Origin of the sequence: Salinadaptatus halalkaliphilus, assembly GCF_006543045.1 — an archaeon.
Taxonomy (GTDB): domain Archaea; phylum Halobacteriota; class Halobacteria; order Halobacteriales; family Natrialbaceae; genus Salinadaptatus; species Salinadaptatus halalkaliphilus.
Genome location: NZ_RBZW01000044.1, coordinates 38,373 through 56,062 on the forward strand (window position 1 = coordinate 38,373; position 17,690 = coordinate 56,062).

15 protein-coding genes are annotated in these 17,690 nt (G+C 61.6%); 7 read left to right on the forward strand and 8 right to left on the reverse strand.

What is annotated here, in order from left to right:
* Positions 1-72 precede the first annotated feature (72 nt).
* From D8Y22_RS14960 to D8Y22_RS14970, 3 genes are all read right to left on the reverse strand, one after another.
* On the reverse strand, positions 73-846 hold the full coding sequence (locus D8Y22_RS14960; protein ID WP_141465505.1) for an SDR family NAD(P)-dependent oxidoreductase: 774 nt from the start codon (positions 844-846) through the stop codon (positions 73-75).
* 171 nt (positions 847-1,017) lie between these two features.
* Complete coding sequence (locus D8Y22_RS14965) at positions 1,018-2,010, reverse strand: MBL fold metallo-hydrolase (RefSeq protein ID WP_141465506.1); 993 nt, start codon at positions 2,008-2,010, stop codon at positions 1,018-1,020.
* Between the two features lie 49 nt (positions 2,011-2,059).
* The gene (locus D8Y22_RS14970; RefSeq protein WP_141465507.1) at positions 2,060-3,757 is read right to left on the reverse strand and encodes an acyl-CoA synthetase; all 1,698 of its coding nucleotides are present in this window, start codon (positions 3,755-3,757) and stop codon (positions 2,060-2,062) included.
* Positions 3,758-3,899: 142 nt separating this feature from the next.
* Here D8Y22_RS14970 and D8Y22_RS14975 point away from each other — a divergent pair, with 142 nt between their 5' ends.
* Complete coding sequence (locus D8Y22_RS14975; protein WP_141465508.1) at positions 3,900-4,685, forward strand: SDR family NAD(P)-dependent oxidoreductase; 786 nt, start codon at positions 3,900-3,902, stop codon at positions 4,683-4,685.
* Positions 4,686-4,778: 93 nt separating this feature from the next.
* On the forward strand, positions 4,779-5,840 hold the full coding sequence (locus tag D8Y22_RS14980) for an ABC transporter substrate-binding protein (protein ID WP_246084460.1): 1,062 nt from the start codon (positions 4,779-4,781) through the stop codon (positions 5,838-5,840).
* A gap of 75 nt (positions 5,841-5,915) precedes the next feature.
* Here the strand turns inward: D8Y22_RS14980 and D8Y22_RS14985 are convergent, their stop codons facing one another.
* Together D8Y22_RS14985 and D8Y22_RS14990 are read right to left on the reverse strand one after the other, a co-directional pair.
* Positions 5,916-7,091 carry a CaiB/BaiF CoA transferase family protein gene (locus tag D8Y22_RS14985; protein ID WP_141465509.1) on the reverse strand — a complete coding sequence of 392 codons (1,176 nt, stop codon included), beginning with the start codon at positions 7,089-7,091 and terminating at the stop codon, positions 5,916-5,918.
* A 75-nt stretch (positions 7,092-7,166) separates the two neighbouring features.
* Positions 7,167-7,955: an enoyl-CoA hydratase/isomerase family protein gene (locus tag D8Y22_RS14990; RefSeq protein WP_141465510.1), complete on the reverse strand. Its 789-nt coding sequence runs from the start codon at positions 7,953-7,955 to the stop codon at positions 7,167-7,169.
* A gap of 116 nt (positions 7,956-8,071) precedes the next feature.
* Here D8Y22_RS14990 and D8Y22_RS14995 point away from each other — a divergent pair, with 116 nt between their 5' ends.
* Both D8Y22_RS14995 and D8Y22_RS15000 read left to right on the forward strand, forming a co-directional pair.
* Positions 8,072-9,070, forward strand: coding sequence for a TIGR04024 family LLM class F420-dependent oxidoreductase (locus D8Y22_RS14995; RefSeq protein ID WP_141465511.1), 999 nt, complete (start codon positions 8,072-8,074; stop codon positions 9,068-9,070).
* 138 nt (positions 9,071-9,208) lie between these two features.
* Positions 9,209-10,435: an acyl-CoA dehydrogenase family protein gene (locus D8Y22_RS15000; RefSeq protein ID WP_141465512.1), complete on the forward strand. Its 1,227-nt coding sequence runs from the start codon at positions 9,209-9,211 to the stop codon at positions 10,433-10,435.
* Between the two features lie 20 nt (positions 10,436-10,455).
* Here the strand turns inward: D8Y22_RS15000 and D8Y22_RS15005 are convergent, their stop codons facing one another.
* From D8Y22_RS15005 to D8Y22_RS15015, 3 genes are all read right to left on the reverse strand, one after another.
* Entirely contained in the window at positions 10,456-12,033 is a 1,578-nt protein-coding gene (locus tag D8Y22_RS15005; RefSeq protein WP_141465513.1) for a class I adenylate-forming enzyme family protein, read from the reverse strand.
* 154 nt (positions 12,034-12,187) lie between these two features.
* A complete protein-coding gene (locus tag D8Y22_RS15010) occupies positions 12,188-12,565 on the reverse strand; it encodes a metal-sulfur cluster assembly factor (RefSeq protein ID WP_141465514.1) in 378 nt (125 codons plus the stop codon).
* A complete protein-coding gene (locus D8Y22_RS15015) occupies positions 12,565-13,662 on the reverse strand; it encodes an amidohydrolase family protein (protein ID WP_141465515.1) in 1,098 nt (365 codons plus the stop codon). The genes D8Y22_RS15010 and D8Y22_RS15015 overlap by 1 nt, the downstream gene beginning before the upstream one ends.
* A gap of 233 nt (positions 13,663-13,895) precedes the next feature.
* Here D8Y22_RS15015 and D8Y22_RS15020 point away from each other — a divergent pair, with 233 nt between their 5' ends.
* The 3 genes from D8Y22_RS15020 (at position 13,896) to D8Y22_RS15030 (ending at position 17,520) form a co-directional block, all read left to right on the forward strand.
* Positions 13,896-14,969 carry an ABC transporter substrate-binding protein gene (locus D8Y22_RS15020; RefSeq protein ID WP_141465516.1) on the forward strand — a complete coding sequence of 358 codons (1,074 nt, stop codon included), beginning with the start codon at positions 13,896-13,898 and terminating at the stop codon, positions 14,967-14,969.
* Between the two features lie 147 nt (positions 14,970-15,116).
* Positions 15,117-16,190: an ABC transporter substrate-binding protein gene (locus D8Y22_RS15025; protein ID WP_141465517.1), complete on the forward strand. Its 1,074-nt coding sequence runs from the start codon at positions 15,117-15,119 to the stop codon at positions 16,188-16,190.
* Positions 16,191-16,353: 163 nt separating this feature from the next.
* Entirely contained in the window at positions 16,354-17,520 is a 1,167-nt protein-coding gene (locus D8Y22_RS15030; protein ID WP_141465518.1) for an acyl-CoA dehydrogenase family protein, read from the forward strand.
* The last annotated feature ends 170 nt before the right edge of the window (positions 17,521-17,690 follow it).

Genomic DNA, 17,690 nt, shown 5'->3' on the forward strand with positions numbered 1-17,690 from the left:
ACAGTACTCTCCATCCGGAATAGCGCCGTCGTGAGGTGAGAAACGATGTCTTGTGCCGGTGGACGAGCGTCGTTACTCTCCGAGCTGTGGGACGCCCTTTATCGTAATCGTCTCACCGACGATATACGATGACGCCGGACTGGCGAGGAACTGTGCGAGATCGGCGACCTCTTCGGGACGACCGATCGTCCGGTTGGCTCTCGTGCGATCGATCGCGTCGGCGTCGTCGTCGATTCCCATCTGCGTTCGAACGCCCTCCGTCGCGACGAGGCCCGGGGCGATACAGTTGACCCAAACGTCGTCTTCGGACCACTCGTCGGCGACCGACGTGGTGTAGTTGATGACGCCCGCCTTGGCTGCCCCGTAGTGGCTCATGCTTCTGGAGCCTCGCTGGCCGGCGACGCTTGCGACGTTGATGATCTGGCCGCCGCCCGAGTCGCTCAGCTCTTCGTAGGCGACCTGCGAACAGTTGAACGTCCCGTGGAGATTGATATCGACGATCGTCTTCCAGCCGTTTTCGCTGATCTCGGCCGCTGGGGCCTGGAAACTCGCGCCGGCATTGTTGATGAGTATATCGAGCCCGCCGAACTCGTCGACGGTCGTGCTCACGAGTTCCTCGACGGCGGCCCGATCGGTGACGTCACACTCGAGTGCAAGCGCCTCGCCCGACGCGTCGCTGTCGTTGATCCCGTCGGCGACCGGTTCGACGTTTGCTAGCTCTCGCGATGTCACGACGACGTTCGCACCATCCTGGGCGAACCGTTCGACGATCGCTTTGCCGATGCCGCTGGAGGAGCCCGTCACGATGGCCGTCTTGCCGTCGACGCTAAACTGCGAGCGCGTCATCGTGATCCCTCCGTCGTGGCTGGGCGGTTCGTGTCTGACCGGTCCTGACTGGCGCGAATCGTGTGGTTCGGTACCATCGTACTGACTTGTATGTCACCGCTAATAAAATCTCGCTCCGTCCACCGATTTGCCGGGTAATAGCGAGGAGACGCGACGAGTGAGGTGAGTCGATCACGTCGGCGAATAGTATCGGATGCCGCCGTCGAGCGTCGAACTGACGCGACCGTCCGCCTCGAGATGGGCCAACATACCGACCGTCTCGACGAGCAGTCGCTCGATGTCGTGTTTTCGCCCGGTTCGCTCGGTCACCAACTGGAACGCCGTCGTTCCGCTTGGCGAGAGCGACTCGTGGATCGTCTCGAGTCGGGACTCGAGGTCGCGAATCGATCGTGCGATCACGTCGTCGTAGTCGGTGTGTACTGGGCCGTGACCGGGATAGACGCGGTCGATCTCGGAGGACTCGAGGCGTCGAAGCGTCTCGAGGAACGTCGAGACCGACTCGCGGACGCCGTCGTCGAAGTTGACCAGCAGTGCCGGGGCGCGGAACGGTTCCATCGCCACGTCACCGGAAAACAGCGTTCGCTCGCCGTCGATCTCGGTGCGATAGCAGTACTGCGAAATGTGGTGGCCCGGCGCGTGGATCGGTTCGATATCGAGGGGACCGACGGCGACTGATTCTCCGTGGTCGATCCAGACGTCGACCGCATCAAGCGGAACCAGCTCGCGGACGGTCCGATGGAAGCCGACGAGGCGCTCGGTTGCGGTCTCGATCACGTCGTCGTCGACCCCGGCCTCGACGAGGTTCCGTCGGGTCGCCGTCGCGACCTCGTCTATCGTGCGCTGGTATCGGTTGGCGATCTGTCGGGGCGCATACACCGTCGGCGATCCACGCTCGAGCAGCGTTCGAAGCTGGCCGACGTGATCTCTATGGGCGTGGGTGAGCACGACGTGGTCGACATCTCGAGGGGCAGACTGAACGCCGGCGAAGCCGTCGACGAGTTCCGTGCTGGCATCGTCGCCAGGCGTCCCGGCGTCGACGAGTACCGATTCGTCGGCCTCGAGTAGATACGCCGCTGCGTGTCCCGGCGGCCACTCGACGGTAAACTCCAGTCGATGGACGCGTCGCTCGATCCCACTCGCAGCCGTTCGATCCACATCCGCCATGAACTGTCGTTTGCGAGCGGGGTATATAAGTACTCGTCGTCGAGGCCGATCAGAACGGCTCCAGTCCCTCGCGCTTGCGGAGGTCGAGGCGTCGAACCTTGCCGGTCGTCGTCTTCGGCAGTTCGTCGACGAACTCGATCGCCCGGGGATACTGGTACTTCGCCAGGTTCGAGCGGACGTGCTCCTGTAACGTTTCTTTCATCGAGTCGGAGGCGTCGCTGTCGTCTCGGAGCACGACGAACGCCTTCGGGATCTCGCCTCTCGTTTCGTGGGGGACGCCGATGACGCCCGAGGACGCGACTGCCTCGTGCTCGGCGAGACTCTCTTCGATCTCCGTCGGCCCGATCTTGTAGCCGGAGCTGATGATGACGTCGTCGGTCCGACTTCGGAAGGAGAGATAGCCGTCCTCGGAGCGCACGCCGAGGTCCTCGGTTCGGAGCCAGCCGTCCTGGACCTTCTCGGCGGTGGCCTCGGGTCGCTTCCAGTACTCCTGGAAACACATCGGATTGTCCTCGTACTCGAGGGCGATTTCGCCGACCTCGCCCGGCTCGAGGGGCTCGCCAGTGTCAGGGTCCTGAATCCGAACGGTGTGGCCGGGCGCGACTTTGCCCATCTTGCCGAACTCGTGGTTGACGCCGAGTGCCGTACAGTCGGCGACGAACTGCAGCGCTTCGGTCTGGCCATACACCTCGTGGATGACGGCGTTTTCGAAGACATCTGTCAACTGCGTGGCGGTGTCCCGATCGAGAGCTTCGCCACCCTGGACGATGACCCGGACGCTCGAGAGATCGTACCGGTCCGCGCTGTCGGCCTGGATCAGCATTCGGAGCGCGGTCGCGGGGCCCCCGGTCGAGGTCACCTCGTATCGCTCGATCAATTCGAACTCCCGTTCCGGATCGAACTCGCCGTCGGCGTCGATGACCGTCGGCGTGCCGAAGTACAGCGCCGGGAACAGACTGAGATACAGCGAGCCGATCCAGGACCACTCGACGACCGTGCGGTTGACCTCGTCCGCGCGAACCTCGAGATTGTATTGTCCCATCAACACCGCTGGCAGTGCGCCGAGCATGCTGCGATGGGCGTGGAGCACGCCCTTCGGATTCCCGGTGGTTCCGCTCGTGTAGATCATCATCGCTGGATCTTCCGCCGCCGTCGAGACGCTCTCGAACGTCGAGGACTGGCCCTCGAGAGCGTCCCAGAACGCGGTCTCGCTCTCCGTCGGTGACTCCTCGCCGACGACGAGGGTCGTCTCGAGCGCCTCGAGGTCGGCGGCGACGGGACGGAGCGCCTCGAGGCTGTCGTCGTGGGCGACGAACGCCGTCGTCTCGCTGTCCTCGAGGCGAAACTGCATCGCGTCCGGACCGAGGAGAGCGCTCAACGGGACCGAGACGGCGCCGAGTTTCCACGCTGCGACGTGGGTGACGAGCATCTCGACACGCTGGGTCCCGCTGACGGCGATGCGGTCGCCGCGTTCGATCCCGCGGTCTGTCAGGGCGTTCGCGAGCTGGTTGGCGTACGCGTCGAGTTGATCGAAGCTGTAGTGTGTGTCCCCACCATCGGCCTCGACGGCGAAGAGGGCAGTGCGATCCTCACCGGTGGCCCACCGTTCACAGAGGTACGTCGCCATGTTGAACGCGTCCGGAATCTCCCACTCGAAGGACTCGCATAAGTCATCGTACCCGTCCCACGCCTCGCGGTAAAACCGGTAAGCGTCCAGTCGCGGCTCGATGTGGCTATCGTCGATCATCCGTACGTTCGTAGAGGTCCAACCCCATGTTAAACATTCCCTTGGAACGTAGTTCGGGGAAATTGCTGCGGCGACGAGTCCGACAGTCGCCGCTTTCCTGAAGGGGAACTGTTATTATGGTAGACAGTAACTCACGAAACGCATGGACTTAGGTATTGCCGATAGGACTGCAGTCGTTACTGGTGGCGGTGGACGTATTGGCGGTGAAGACTGTCGCAAACTCGCTGCAGAAGGCGTCAACGTCGTGCCGTTAGACGTCGACGTCGACGGCGCTCAGGAAGTAGCCGAGGAAATTAACGAAACTGCCGGCGGCGGCGACGCCTTGGCAGTGGAGTGTGACCTCACCGATCGAGCCGAGGTGAGCGAGTCGATGGACGCGGTTCGAGACGAGTTCGGCGGCGTCGACATCCTCGTCAACAACGCCGCGATGGTCGATGCGAGAAACCGCATCGCCAACTTCGAGGACGACGTCTGGGACCGCGACGTCGAGATCAACCTCACGGGTACGTACAACATCAGCAAGGAAGTCTTCCCGAATATGTGTGAGCGTGGCTGGGGTCGCGTGATCAACATGTCCTCGATGGCCGGCTGGCAGGGCGGCTTCGGGCAGTTCTCCTATTCGGCGACGAAAGCAGCGATGATGGGCGTCGGCAAGACGATGGCCCTCGAGGGTGCCCAGGCGGGCGTCACCTCGAACATCATCGCGCCGAACATCGTCGTCGGGGAGTGGTCGGGCATGAGCCCCGACGAACTGCGGGAGAACGTCGACCCCTATTTCGCACGAATTGCCGAAGCGACGCCGATGCGTGCGCTGGGCAGCGAAGAGGATGTCGCCGACATGATCACCTACCTCAGTTCCGAACAGGCTTCCTACGTCACCGGCCAGGTAATCGGCGTAACCGGCGGCGTCGACCTCTTCTCGTTCTGAAGACTATCGTCGAATTTCGGTTTTATCTTCGCAACGCCAGTCAGTTACTCGAGCACAACTCCTATTATGGAGCGCTCTGATTGTATAGATGTTATGGGTAAGCATACCACAGGTAGAGTTACACGTCGTCGGCTCCTTCAGTCCGGCGCCGTCGTAACCGGCGTCGCAATTGCTGGCTGTGTTGGCGGGGGCGAGGACACGATACAGTACATGGGCCGCGGCGGTGCGACCCAGGACGCGTTCAGAGACGTTCTGGAAGAGTGGGAGGAAGCAAACAGCGTCGACGTACAGCATATGGAAGTCGCGGACGACACGGAGATGCTCAGCGTTCTCGAGGGGAATCCGGGCGAGATCGACCTCTGTAACCCCTCGCCGAACGGGTTCGCCCAATTTCGCGATGCCGACGTTCTCGCTGATCTCGACTACGGCGAGATACCGAACTACGACAACCTCGACGATCCGTGGCACGACGCGCCGTTTCTCGAGGATCACGAGGACGGCGTCTATCGATACATTTCGACGCAGGGGCTCGCGTACAACACTGAACTCGTCGACGAGTTCGATTCCTGGGACGAGATCGAACGGGAGGAGTACGACGGCCAGATTTCGCTGTTCGCGGGGCCGGACGCGCGCTTTGCCAACGCCGCGGCCGCCGCGGGCGAGGATATCAACGAGATTGGCGATGACGACGTCTTCGACGCGATCGTCGAGAAAGCCGAGGACCAACACGAGAACATTTTCCAGTACTGGGCATCGGGCGATCAACACATGCAATTCCTGCGCGAGGAGCAAGCGCTCATCTCCTCGGCATGGGGCGGTCGCGTCCTCTCCCTGCAGGCGGATGGCCATCCGATCGAGTACTTCATTCCCGACGAAGGCGCCGTCACCCACAGTGAAGGGTACGCGATTCCCGCAGATAGCGAGAATCAGGACATCGCTCACGACCTTCTCAACTGGCTCTACGAACGGGAGAACCTGATAGAGCTCTCGACGAATATCGATTATCCGATTCCGATCGAAGATCCACCGGACGGGATTACCGAGCTACCCGATTACACGGAACACCCGGACGATCTCACCTGGATCGACTGGGACGTCGTGTTACCACATCAAGAGGAGATCGCACAGGCGTTCGACGAAATCCGCAGCGGGTAATCCGTCCGCGACGATTCGTTCTCGCTCCGGCCGCCGCGCGCTACGCGCGGCGGTCTCGGCGATCCGGTGGCGTCGTCACCGGATCGCGTCCCCGTCCCGAAGCGCCTCGAGTTCCGCCTCGGTGTAGCCGACCGACGAGAGCAACGAGTCGGTGTGTTCGCCCTGAGCAGGGAGATCTTCGCCCGTACTCGAAGGTGCTTCACTCGAGCGAGCGGGAAAGCCGATCCGGGCCGGCGCGTCGTCGGGTCGTTCGACCATGTCACGGGCGTTGAGCTGTGGATGGTCGACCATCTCCGCGGGGCTGTAGACGCCGCCGAAGGCAGCATCGACATCGCCGAGTGCGTCTTCCCACTCCTCGCGGGTTCGCTCTTGGAACAGCCCCTCGAGTTCCTCGGTCACGGCCGCGAACGTCTCCGGATCGTGGTCCTCGTGGGCGTCGACGAGGTGGTCTTTGCCGACGGCCTCGCAGAACGCGCGCCAGAACTTCGGCTCGAGGGCGGCGAGGGTGATCCACTCGCCGTCGGCCGTCTCGTAGCTGTCGTACCAGGGGAAGGTACCCGACAGCGCGGTCTGGCCGGGCCGCGGTTCGGCGGGGTCGCCGGTGAGGGCTTGATAGGCCACCGACTGCGAGAACGAGGCGACGACGTCGCTCATCGCGACATCGATGTACTCGCCGCCGGTGTTGCCGAGTTCGCGCGACAGCAGCGCTTCGGTGATCGCGAACGCGGAGAACAGTCCCCCACCCATGTCGCCGATCGGGTAGCCGGGCATCTGTGGCTTGTCCTCGGGCGACTCCCGTGTCATGTCGAGTAAGCCGGCCAGGCCGATGTAGTTCAGGTCGTGGCCCGCGCGATCGGCCCACGGTCCCTCCTGACCGTACCCCGTTAGCGAACAGTAGATCAACTCGTCGTTGTACGACCGAAGCGTCTCGTAATCGATCCCGAGTCGATCGACGACGCCGGGCCTGAACTGTTCGAAGACGACGTCCGCCGATTCGACGAGCCGGTAGAAGGCCTCGGTCCCGTCGTCGGATTTGAGGTCGATCGAGACGCTCTTTTTCCCTCGATTGACCATTTCGAAGACGGCGCCGACGTCCCGCTCGGAGCGGGGTTGGCCGTGTCGAGCGTAATCACCGGCACCCGTGTCTTCGACTTTGATCACTTCCGCACCGGAGTCGGCGAGCAGTTGCGTCGCGTACGGGCCCGGAAGCAAGCGTGTAAGGTCGAGTATGCGTACTCCGTCGAGTTGCATAGTGTAGCATACACGTTCCCGTACTTCAACATAGGGTTTGGGGACGATTCGACAATCCAGGTCAGTGGCGTTGGGTCAGCGGCCGTTGAACTCTGGCTCGTAGTCGTCTTCGGCGAACGCGCGAGCGCCTTCTTTGTGATCCTCAGTCGCTAGCAGCGGCTCGAACAGTTTGTTGTCGTAGGCGATTCCCTCCTCGAGCGTGGTCTGGGCAGCGGTCTGCGCGGAGTCTTTGATCGCCTGGATCGCGAGCGGTGGCTTCGACGCGATCGTCTCGGCGAACTCCTGGGTCGTCGCCTCGAGGTCGTCGGGAACGCGGTTGACGAGTCCGAGCTCGTCCGCGCGGGCGGCACTGATGTGATCGCCGGTCATAGCGATCTCGCTGGCCGCTGCAGGGTTGGACAGGTTCGAGATGTACTGGACGCCGCCGGCGCCCGGAATAAGTCCCAGATCGACTTCGGGAAGACCGAGACGTGCATCCGCGTCCGCAAATCGGATGTCGCAGGCCATCGCCGTCTCGAGGCCGCCGCCGAGACAGTAGCCCTCGATCTTCGCGATGACCGGCACCGGGAACTGCGAGATGAACTCGAAGTGTGTTCGTGCGGCGCTGGCTCCAGCGGCGGAATCCTCGAACTCGGTGATGTCGGCGCCGGCACAGAAGTTGCCTTCCGCACCCTCGAGGACAACCGCTCGAAGCGCGATCTCGTCGTCGTCGTTGTGGTCCTCGAGCAGCCGGAGGCTCTCGACGATGTCGTCGCGTAGTTGTCCGCTCAACGCGTTGAGCGCGTCGGGCCGGTTCAGCGTGATGCGTCCAACGCCGGTGTCTTCGTCGAACTCGACTATCGTCGTGGCTAACGAGTCTTGCATACAGAGCTTACGTCGTCGTGGCAATACATAACAATGTCGGTGAGTGACACGGGAGACTGAATCGGCGAGTGACGCGGGTATAGTTTTATGAGGAGCGTCTGCAACTGTACTGTCGTATGACAGAACGAGACGTCTTTCTGCCAGTCGGCGCACAACCGACCCTGGATGCGCTCGTCGAACAGGCGATCACCGCGGAGGAACTCGGCTACGACCGGGCGTGGTTCCCGGAATCGTGGGGCCGAGACGCCGTGACGGCGATCACCACGGCCGCAGAACGAACCGACGAGATCGGGCTCGGGACGAGCATCGTCAACGTCTACTCGCGCTCGCCAGCGTTGCTTGGCCAGACCGCAGCGACGTTACAGGAAGCGACCGACGGCCGATTCCGCCTCGGGGTCGGGCCGAGCGGACCGATCGTCATCGAGAACTGGCACGGCATGGAGTTCGGGAACCCACTTCGGCGAACGCGAGAAACGATCGACATCGTCAAACAGGTCCTGGACGGCGAGCCCGTCCAGTACGACGGCGAGTACTTCGACCTCGACGGATTCAAACTGCGGTGTGGCGCGCCCGACCCGGCGCCGCCGGTCGACGCTGCGGCGCTCGGTCCGAAGATGGTCGAACTGGTCGGTCGCTTCGCCGACGGCTGGCACGCCGTCAACTACACCAAAGACGGCATCGCCGAGCGACTCGAGGACCTCGAACGCGGCGCCGAACTCGGCGACCGCGACATCGACGACCTTCGCGTCACCCTCTCGGTCAGCTGCTGTGCGCTCGAGGACGAACAGCGGGCCAACGACCTCGTCGCCCAACACATCGCCTTCTATATCGGCGGTATGGGAACCTACTACCGAGATAACCTCGTCCGCCAGGGCTACGACGATCTCGCGAACGAAATCTACGACGCCTGGCAGGAAGACGAACGCGAACACGCGATCGACCTCGTCAAATCGGAGCTTCGCGAACAGATGGGGGCTGCCGGCACACCCGAACAGGCTCGCACACAGGTCGAACAATACGAGGCCATCGATGCCGTCGACGCCGTGTATATCTCGTTCCCACGTGGCGCGACGACGGACGAGATTCACGAGACGATGACCGCCCTCGCGCCCTAACGCCCTCGAGATCCCGAATCGCTCGCCTCGCTCCGGTACCGACGTACAGCAGTCCGTGTCAGGTAACCACGAGGCGACAACGAAATTACACGAACCAGTGATCTTTATATGGGTATTTCGACAACGTTGTAGCTGGTAATGGCGCAATCAGTAGACGGTAATCCAGGCGTCTCTTTCGGCGTCGATCAGGAAACGGAGCTCATCTTACAGAGTATCGACGAGTTCATCGAACAAGAAGTGAAACCGATCGCCGACGATCTTGGCGAGACGTTGACGAATCCACGACTCGGCCACGAACCGAACGGACGACTCACCGACGAGGTCCTCGAGGCCCAACAGGAGGTGCGGCGAAAGAGTGCGGAAGCGGGATTCTACGCGATGAACCTGCCCGAGGAGGCCGGCGGACAGGACGTCTCGATGATCACCTGGTATCGGGCCAACAAACACGTCGCAAAGTCCGACGTCCCACTGGCGACGAACGTCCTCGCCGGGCCCGAAGGGCCGAAGCCGCTCCTTGCACAGGCGGAGGGCGAACAGGTCGAAAAGTACCTCGAGCCGGCAGTACGCGGCGAGAAGTCGACGGCGTTCGGTCAGACCGAGCCAGCCGTCGGATCGGACTCGCCGAACATGGAGACCCACGCCGACAAAGACGGAGACGAGTGGGTGCTCAACGGCCAGAAACAGTGGATCACGAACGCCCCCTACGCGGACTTCATCCAGGTGTTTGCCCGAACGACGCCACAGGAGGACGCCGGCAGACACGGCGGTATCACGTGTTTCATCGTCGAACCCGACGAGTACGAGATCGGGTCGCTGAACAACGCCGTCGGCGCGGAGGGTGTCCAGGCCGAAGTCCACTTCGACGACGTTCGACTCTCCGAGGATCGCGTGCTCGGGACCGTCGACGCCGCCTTCTACGAGGCGATGTCGTTCCTGGGTCTCGGCCGGGTCGAGATCGGCGCGACGGCGGTCGGCCACGCCGAGTGGCTGCTCGACAAGGCGACGGAGTACGCCAACAGCCGGGACGCCTTCGGCAACAATATCGGCAAGTACCAAGGCGTCTCCCACAAGATCGCTCGCGGCCGGGCAAACGCGTTCGCCGCCGACACCGTCGGCCTCAAGTGCGCGTGGTTGCTCGATCAAGGCGACCAGGCGATCGCCGAGTCGTCGATTCTCAAGTGGTTCGCGACCAACACCGTCTGGGAGATCGCCGACGACGTCGTCCAGATTCACGGCGCGAACGGACTCGCCGAAGAGAACCCCTACATGGACCACCTCCACGGGGCACGCATTCAACGGATCGTCGAAGGGACCGACGAAATCCAGCTCAACACGATCGCAAAACAGTACGGCGTTGAAACCTAAGCTCGTCAGAACTATCGGAGCTATGACTCCCAGCCGACCATCTCGCCGGCTTCGTCCTCGAGGGGCTGTTTGAGGACTTTTCCGGTCGGATTCCGTGGCAACGACTCGAGGAAGACGAACTCCCGTGGTTTCTTGTAGTCCGCGAGTCGCTCACCGACGTACGTCTGTAACTCCTCGGCCGATGGCTCCTGTCCGTCCTGTGGGACGATCGCCGCCTTGATGCGTTCACCCCAGGTGTCGTCGGGTGCGCCGACGATCGCGACCTCGTCGACGGCCGGATGCTCGTGGAGGGTCTCCTCGATTTCGGCCGGGTAGACGTTCTCTCCGCCGGTGATGATCATGTTGTCGGCACGACCGATGAACTCGACGAACCCGTCTTCGTCCTGGCGGACCAGATCGCCCGAGATGAAGAAACCGTCCTCGTCGAAGACCTCGTCGGTCTTCTCGGGCATCCCGTAGTAGCCGTTGAACATCGTCGGGCCGCGATAGCAGACCTGACCGATTTCGCCGGGTTCGACCTCCTCGTGGGTGTCCGGATCGATGACCTTGAACAACACGTTGATGACTGGCTTGCCGACGGTGTCGGCGTGGTCGAGCGCCTGGCTGGGCTGGAGCAGTGTCGTCACCGGCGACATCTCGGTTTGCCCGAAGGCTTCCTGTAGTTCGGCGTCGAACGCCGCCGAAATCGTCGCTTTGAGTTCTTTCCCGGACGGCGCAGCACCGATGCCGAACTCCTCGAACGCCGAGAGGTCGTACTCCTCGAAGTCCTCGACCGCGAGGAGGGCTCGAGCCATCGTCGGGACGAAGAAACCGGCGGTTACCGCTTCGTCCTCGAGCACGCTCATGACCCGGTTCGGTTCGAACCCGTCCATCAGGACGGTCGTCGCGCCCGCGTAGTAGTTGTTGATGAACATCCCGAACGCGGAGATGTGAAACAGCGGTGTGACGATCATCCCCCGTCCGTCGACGTCGACGTCGCGTCCCTCGAAGGCCTTCTCGACGATCCCGTTGACCGACATCTGGATGACGTTGTCGTGGGTGAGCAGACAGCCCTTCGGATCGCCGGTCGTCCCCGACGTGTACATCAACATCGCCTCGTCAACCCGCGAGGAGACGATCTCGACGGCGCTCGTCGCGGACTGCTCGCGGAAATCGACGTAGTCGTCGGCGTACGCCGGTCGGTCCGTTCCGTAGAATAGCATCTCGTCCGGCGTCGTCGGTTCGTCGTGGATCTCGTCGACGATGTCCGCAGCTTGGTCATCGAACAAGAGGAGTTCTGCGTCGGAATCCTCGAGGACGTATCGAACCTCGTCGGCTTTGAATCGGTGGTTGACCGGCACCGGCAACGCGCCGATTCGCATGGCCCCGAGATACATCTCGAGGGTCGGAATCGAGTTGGTCGTGTAGACGGCGACTTTGTCGCCGCGGTCGATGCCACGCTTTCGTAACCCGTTGGCAACCTGATTGATCCGCTCGTCGAACGTGGCGTTCGTGATCGCCGTTCGACCCCCTTCGACGGGCGTCATGACGATCGCCTCCTTCTCGGGGAACTTGTATGCGTTCCGCTCGGCAAGCCAGCTAAGGGTTAGCCCTTGCATGGGATGTGCAAACACACGTTCCGACATAGATATTTCGGTTAACACGATAGGGGCCCTCGAATGGCCGAGGAGTGGTTGCGACCCGCTCGCTCGTCGGGCCGCTGTACCGATATTCCGGCACGACAGGACGGTCGCGGTCGTGCCGGACGTGATATCAGTCGTCGCTCGGGGTGCGTTCACCGCTAGCTTCACGTTCGCGATACCGATTCGCCCGGGACTGTTTTCGTTGTTCGCGCTTCCGACGTGCCTCCTCGGACATCATGTCCTGGTGCCACTCGACTCCCGAATCGGTCTCGAGCGTGACGGTATCGACGCCCTCGAGGGATCCGACGCGGTCTTCGACCTCGTCGATGAAGAACGGAATCTGCATGCAAAACGGCGTCGTCAGGTGCATCGAGACGGTGACGTGGCCGTCGTCGATATCGATCTCGTCGATCAACCCCATCGACACGATGCTGAGGTCGGTTCCGTTGGCCGCGCTACAGGGGTCGACGATCTCGTCGAGTCGCTCGCGAACGCGGGCGTCGTCCATCAGGCCACCTCCTCGGTGGCGTCCGTCGTCGAGTAGGGGTCGGCGAGTCCGTCCTCGGCCCGGTGCGTGGCGAACTCGTCGTCGGCAATTTTCGACTGTGCGTCGTCGATATCCAGCCCGATGAGGTCGGCGTAGTTCTCGCCGAGTATCTTCCGTTTGTGCTCGTCGGTGATCTGTGGCAGTTCGCCCATCGCGCTCGTCTGCTTCCGTATATCGTCCGGAAACTCGAAGTCGCGAAACGCCTCGAGTTGCGGTTTCGGGTGGACCGACATCGCGCCCGAACTCCAGAACAGCCGATCCATGCCGTCCTCGCCGAGCAAACTGATCAGTTCGGCCAGTATTTCGGCGAACCGGCGCTCGTTGCCCAGCAGGATCGGCGGCACGCCCTCTAAGTTGACGTAAACGTTCGGGAACCGCGCGAGCTGCCAGGCGGTCTCCTCGGTGAACGCGAACCCGCCGTGGACGATACTGAAGGTGAGGTCCGGAAAACTCTCGGCGGCAACATCGACGTCACGCGGGTGGTACGGCCCACGGGGTACCGGGCCGAACGGAATCGCTTTGTGGATGTCGATGAGGTCGATACCGAGGTCGATCGCTTTTTCGAACACCGGAAACGCCACGTCAGGATCGCCCATGCTCCACCCCTCGTGATGGTCCGCGCTCCAGTGAGAAGGATAAAGTTTGACCCCGATCGGATCAAACGCCTCGACTTGTTCTTCTAACGTTTCCTCCCACCCGTCTCGGAGCGGGTCGACGGCGGCGTACGATCGGAACCGGTCAGGCCAACGGTCGACGACCGCGTCGGCCTTCTCGTTGGCGACCAGTCCGTCGTGAAACGCGTACATCGGGACGGGATGGAACGTCGACATATCCGTGTAGCTCTCCCGAAACAGCATGTTCGCAGTCTCCTCGACGCCCCAATCGCGAACGAACGCCTCGGGCTCGAGGCAGTACTCGTCGGGCATGATGCCGTCGACGTTTCCGTAGAGCATCTCCGTGATCCCCTCGGCGTGTTGTTCGTTGCGGTAGTTCGAGGGTGCCATATTGTACGCGTGCGTAATGGCGTCGTAGACGAACGTCTCCTCGAGGTCGATCATCGCGTCTCCCCTCGTACGTCGTGTGTTACTCCGCTAGTCGACGATCTACGGCCGGAACTGTCATTTGATACCATGCAACGCGACCCACCACTGCCGTCGACAAAAACCTATTGACTGGTTGTAACGACAATCGTCGTTGGGTTTTCACGGTTGTATGATAGGAACTCGTTGAGCGAAGGTCCCCACGAAATGTGGGTAGGTTTATATGTGGTGGGAGTCAGATACAGCCACGGATGCGTACTGTTAGCAACACGCGAGCAGTCAGTCGTCGACGGCTGCTCCAGACCGGTGTCGTAGCCAGTGGTATCGCCATCACGGGATGTCTGGGTGGAACGGATCAAACGCTCGGATACATCAGCAGGGGTGGTATCACCCAGGAGGCAGAGCGAGACGTCATGGAACAGTGGTCCGAGGAAAGCGGCATCGAGGTCACCCACCAGGAGGCCGCGGACGATACCGAGATGCTCGAACTCATCGCGGAGAATCCCGAGGAGTTCGACTTTACGAACCTCGTCCCTGCAGCCTTCTCGCAGCATCGGGTGTTCCATGACGAAGAGTTGTTCGCCGAGATCGATTACGGCGAGATTCCGAACTACGACAACATCAAAGACTCCTGGCAGGACGCCCCGTTTCTCCAGGGCCACGACTACGGGACGTTTTATTACAACAACTCCCAGGGGATCGCGTACAACACCGAACACGTCGAACCGACCACCTGGGAGGAGTTGAAAGACGAGGAGTACGAGGACGTCATTTCCTTACATGACAACGCCGTGTCACGATTCGCCAACACCTGTGCGATGGCCGATATCGATCCCGCCGAGGCCGTACACGACGATGAATTGTTCGACGAGGTGTTCGAGGAAATGGAGGAGTTCCATCCCAACGTCGTCACCTACTGGGCGGCCGGCGACGAGTGGATGCGGCTGCTCCGCGAGGAACAGACCTACGCCGTCGAAGGATGGGGTGGTCGGACCGAGAATCTACAGGACGACGGGCTCCCCATGGAGTACGTTATCCCCGACGAAGGCTGTCTCACCTACTCGACTGGCTTTGCCATCGTCGAGGAAAGCGACATGAAAGACGAGGTCTACGACCTGCTAAACTACTTCTACGAACGCGAGAACGCGGTCGAACTCACGCTTGGCCACGGCTATCCGGTCCAACTCGAGGATCCACCCGAGGAGATCACCAACCGGCAGGACTACACCGATCATCCCGACGACGTGCTCTGGTTCGACTGGGATCAGATCTATCCGGAACTGGAGCGTATCGAGCAACGGTTCAACGAACTCAAAGCGCAGTAGCTCGAGACGCTCGGTGTGAGCGCTCGCGGACGCGACTGGAATCGCGCGCTGCTGAAGGCACCGATAGCTGATTGGGAGGGAGAGACTGTCCGTCCGCCGTGATCGTCGAACCTAGTTTTATATACTAACTCATTGTGTGACAATGTCATGAGTGTTGGTGACAACCATCAGTCAGTAACGCGGCGGCAGGTGTTACACACCGGCGCCGTCGGCGGCGCTATCGCAGTAACCGGTTGCGTGGGTAGCGGCGACGACTCGATCTCGTACATCAGTCGCGGTGGTGCCACCCACGACGCCGAACGCGAGGTAATGGCGGAGTGGTCGGACGAATCCGGTATCGATGTCACGCACCAAGAAGTCGCAGACGACACGGAAATGCTCGAGCTTATCGCGGAGAATCCCGACGAGTTCGACTTCACGAACCCGAATCAGGCGGCGTTCGCCCAGCACGGGCTGTTGTACGACGAAGAACTGTTCACCGAGATCGATTACGGCGAGATTCCGAACTACGACAATATCAAGGACGACTGGCAGGACGCGCCGTTCCTCCAGGGTCACGATTACGGGACGTTCTACTACAATAACTCCCAGGGGATCGCGTACAACACCGAGCACGCGGACCCGACATCGTGGGAGGACATCAAGGACCCGGATCATGAAGATGTCCTCACCCTCCACGACAACGCGATCGCGAGGTTTGCGAACACGTGTGCCCAACTCGACCTCGACCCGGCCCAAGCAGTGAACGACGACGCGCTGTTCGAGGACGTATTCGACGAAATGGAGGCGTTACACGAGAACGTCTTCACGTACTGGGCGGCCGGCGACGAGTGGATGCGGTTGCTCCGGGAAGAGCAAGCGTACCTCGTGGAGGGATGGGGCGGTCGAACGGAGACGCTCATGCAGGACGACCATCCCGTCGGGTACGTCATCCCCGAAGAGGGGTGTCTCACCTACGCGACCGGTTTCGCCGTCGTCGAGGCAAGCGATATGAAAGACGAGGTGTACGATCTGCTCAACTTCCTCTACGAACGAGAAAACGCCGTCAGCCTGTCACTCGGGCATAGATACCCGGTCCAGCTCGAGGATCCGCCCGACGAGATTACCGGCCGCTACGATTACGTCGACGATCCCGACGAGGTCGTCTGGTTCGACTGGGACGAGATCCTGCCGATACAGGACGAACTCGAGGAACGGTTTAACGAAGTTAAATCGCTGTGAGTCGATCGTAGCGATCGGACGGCAAACACACGAGCGGAGCGGTTCATCGTTCGGAACTGCACCGCCGAACTAGCCATTGTCGACCATCGATCGGCGTTACATTCGCCCGTGCAGACGGAGTATTATCGGGTTGTTTTATTACGGATCCTGACGAGTAACCAACATGCAGACGCCCGAGACGGACATCCACGAACTGATCCGCGATTCGGTACAGGACCTCGCTGCCGACTTCGATTCGAACTACTGGCGCGAGCACGTCGAAGAGAAACGCTTCCCCGAGGAGTACTGGGAGGCACTCGCCGATAACGGCTGGCTCGGCGTCGCCATCGACGAGGCCTACGGCGGCGAGGGGATGGGCATGCACGAGATGGCCATCGTTATCGAAGAGTTGGCCCGCGGCGGCGGCCAGGGTGGCATCATCTTCATTCTGACGCCGGTCTTCGGCGGCATTAGCATCCAACGTCACGGCACGGACGAGCAGCAATCGACGTATCTACCCCAGATCGTCGACGGCGACATGAAGTTCTGTATGGGGCTGACGGAGGCGAACGCGGGGACGAACACGCTCTCGATCGAGACGACGGCCGAGAGGGACGGCGACGAGTTCGTGATCCACGGCGAGAAGACGTTCATCAGCAGCGTCGAAACCGCGGACGAGATGTTGCTCGTCGCTCGAACGTCGCCGTTCGATCCGTCGAACCCAGTCCACGGCGGCACGCTCTTTTTGATCTCGGATCCGGCCGAACGCGACGCCGTCTCGCTGTCGACGCTCGATACCGCGGTGCCGTGGTTCGAACACCAGTATCAGGTCAGTATCGACGGCCTCCGCGTTCACGAGGACGACGTTCTCGGGGCGGTCGACCACGGGTTCAAACTCATGTTCGATACCCTCAACACCGAACGCATCGCTGGCGCGGCCAGCGCGCTCGGCGGCGGACTGCGAGCAATCGACCTCGCCGTCGAGTACGCGAACGACCGAGACGTCTTCGGACAGCCGATCGGCTCTCACCAGTCGATCCAACACCCCCTCGCCGAGTCCTACGCCAAACTGCTGGCCGCTCGAGAAATTACCTACAGCGCGGCCTCGAAGTGGGACGCCGGCGCGGACTGCAGCATGGAGACCAACGCCGCAAAACTGCTGACGAGCGAGTTCAGTACCGAGGCGGCGTCTCGAGCGATCCAGACCCACGGCGGGAACGGCTTTACGAAAGAGTACGAGGTCTACCAGATCTGGCAGAACTCCAGGCTGACACAGACCGTCCCGGTCTCGAACGAGATGGCGAAAAACCACATCGCGGAACATCACCTCGGACTCCCTCGCTCCTACTGATACGGATTGTTGTAGCGTTTTACCAGTGATCACCGACCCCGTCCGGGTGATCGCCGGTAAAGAACTACAACGGTCCGTATGAGACGGTCTGCTGTATCGTGTTATCGGCGCGACCGCAGACGAGTCACGATGGCAGCGATAAATCGGTACAGCAAACCGCCCGAACCGCT

Coding starts and splice junctions, on each gene's coding strand:
- D8Y22_RS14960 (WP_141465505.1), bottom strand. CDS start 846: ATGACGCGCTCGCAGTTTAGCGTCGACGGCAAGACGGCCATCGTGACG.
- D8Y22_RS14965 (WP_141465506.1), bottom strand. CDS start 2,010: ATGGCGGATGTGGATCGAACGGCTGCGAGTGGGATCGAGCGACGCGTC.
- D8Y22_RS14970 (WP_141465507.1), bottom strand. CDS start 3,757: ATGATCGACGATAGCCACATCGAGCCGCGACTGGACGCTTACCGGTTT.
- D8Y22_RS14975 (WP_141465508.1), top strand. CDS start 3,900: ATGGACTTAGGTATTGCCGATAGGACTGCAGTCGTTACTGGTGGCGGT.
- D8Y22_RS14980 (WP_246084460.1), top strand. CDS start 4,779: ATGGGTAAGCATACCACAGGTAGAGTTACACGTCGTCGGCTCCTTCAG.
- D8Y22_RS14985 (WP_141465509.1), bottom strand. CDS start 7,091: ATGCAACTCGACGGAGTACGCATACTCGACCTTACACGCTTGCTTCCG.
- D8Y22_RS14990 (WP_141465510.1), bottom strand. CDS start 7,955: ATGCAAGACTCGTTAGCCACGACGATAGTCGAGTTCGACGAAGACACC.
- D8Y22_RS14995 (WP_141465511.1), top strand. CDS start 8,072: ATGACAGAACGAGACGTCTTTCTGCCAGTCGGCGCACAACCGACCCTG.
- D8Y22_RS15000 (WP_141465512.1), top strand. CDS start 9,209: ATGGCGCAATCAGTAGACGGTAATCCAGGCGTCTCTTTCGGCGTCGAT.
- D8Y22_RS15005 (WP_141465513.1), bottom strand. CDS start 12,033: ATGCAAGGGCTAACCCTTAGCTGGCTTGCCGAGCGGAACGCATACAAG.
- D8Y22_RS15010 (WP_141465514.1), bottom strand. CDS start 12,565: ATGGACGACGCCCGCGTTCGCGAGCGACTCGACGAGATCGTCGACCCC.
- D8Y22_RS15015 (WP_141465515.1), bottom strand. CDS start 13,662: ATGATCGACCTCGAGGAGACGTTCGTCTACGACGCCATTACGCACGCG.
- D8Y22_RS15020 (WP_141465516.1), top strand. CDS start 13,896: ATGCGTACTGTTAGCAACACGCGAGCAGTCAGTCGTCGACGGCTGCTC.
- D8Y22_RS15025 (WP_141465517.1), top strand. CDS start 15,117: ATGAGTGTTGGTGACAACCATCAGTCAGTAACGCGGCGGCAGGTGTTA.
- D8Y22_RS15030 (WP_141465518.1), top strand. CDS start 16,354: ATGCAGACGCCCGAGACGGACATCCACGAACTGATCCGCGATTCGGTA.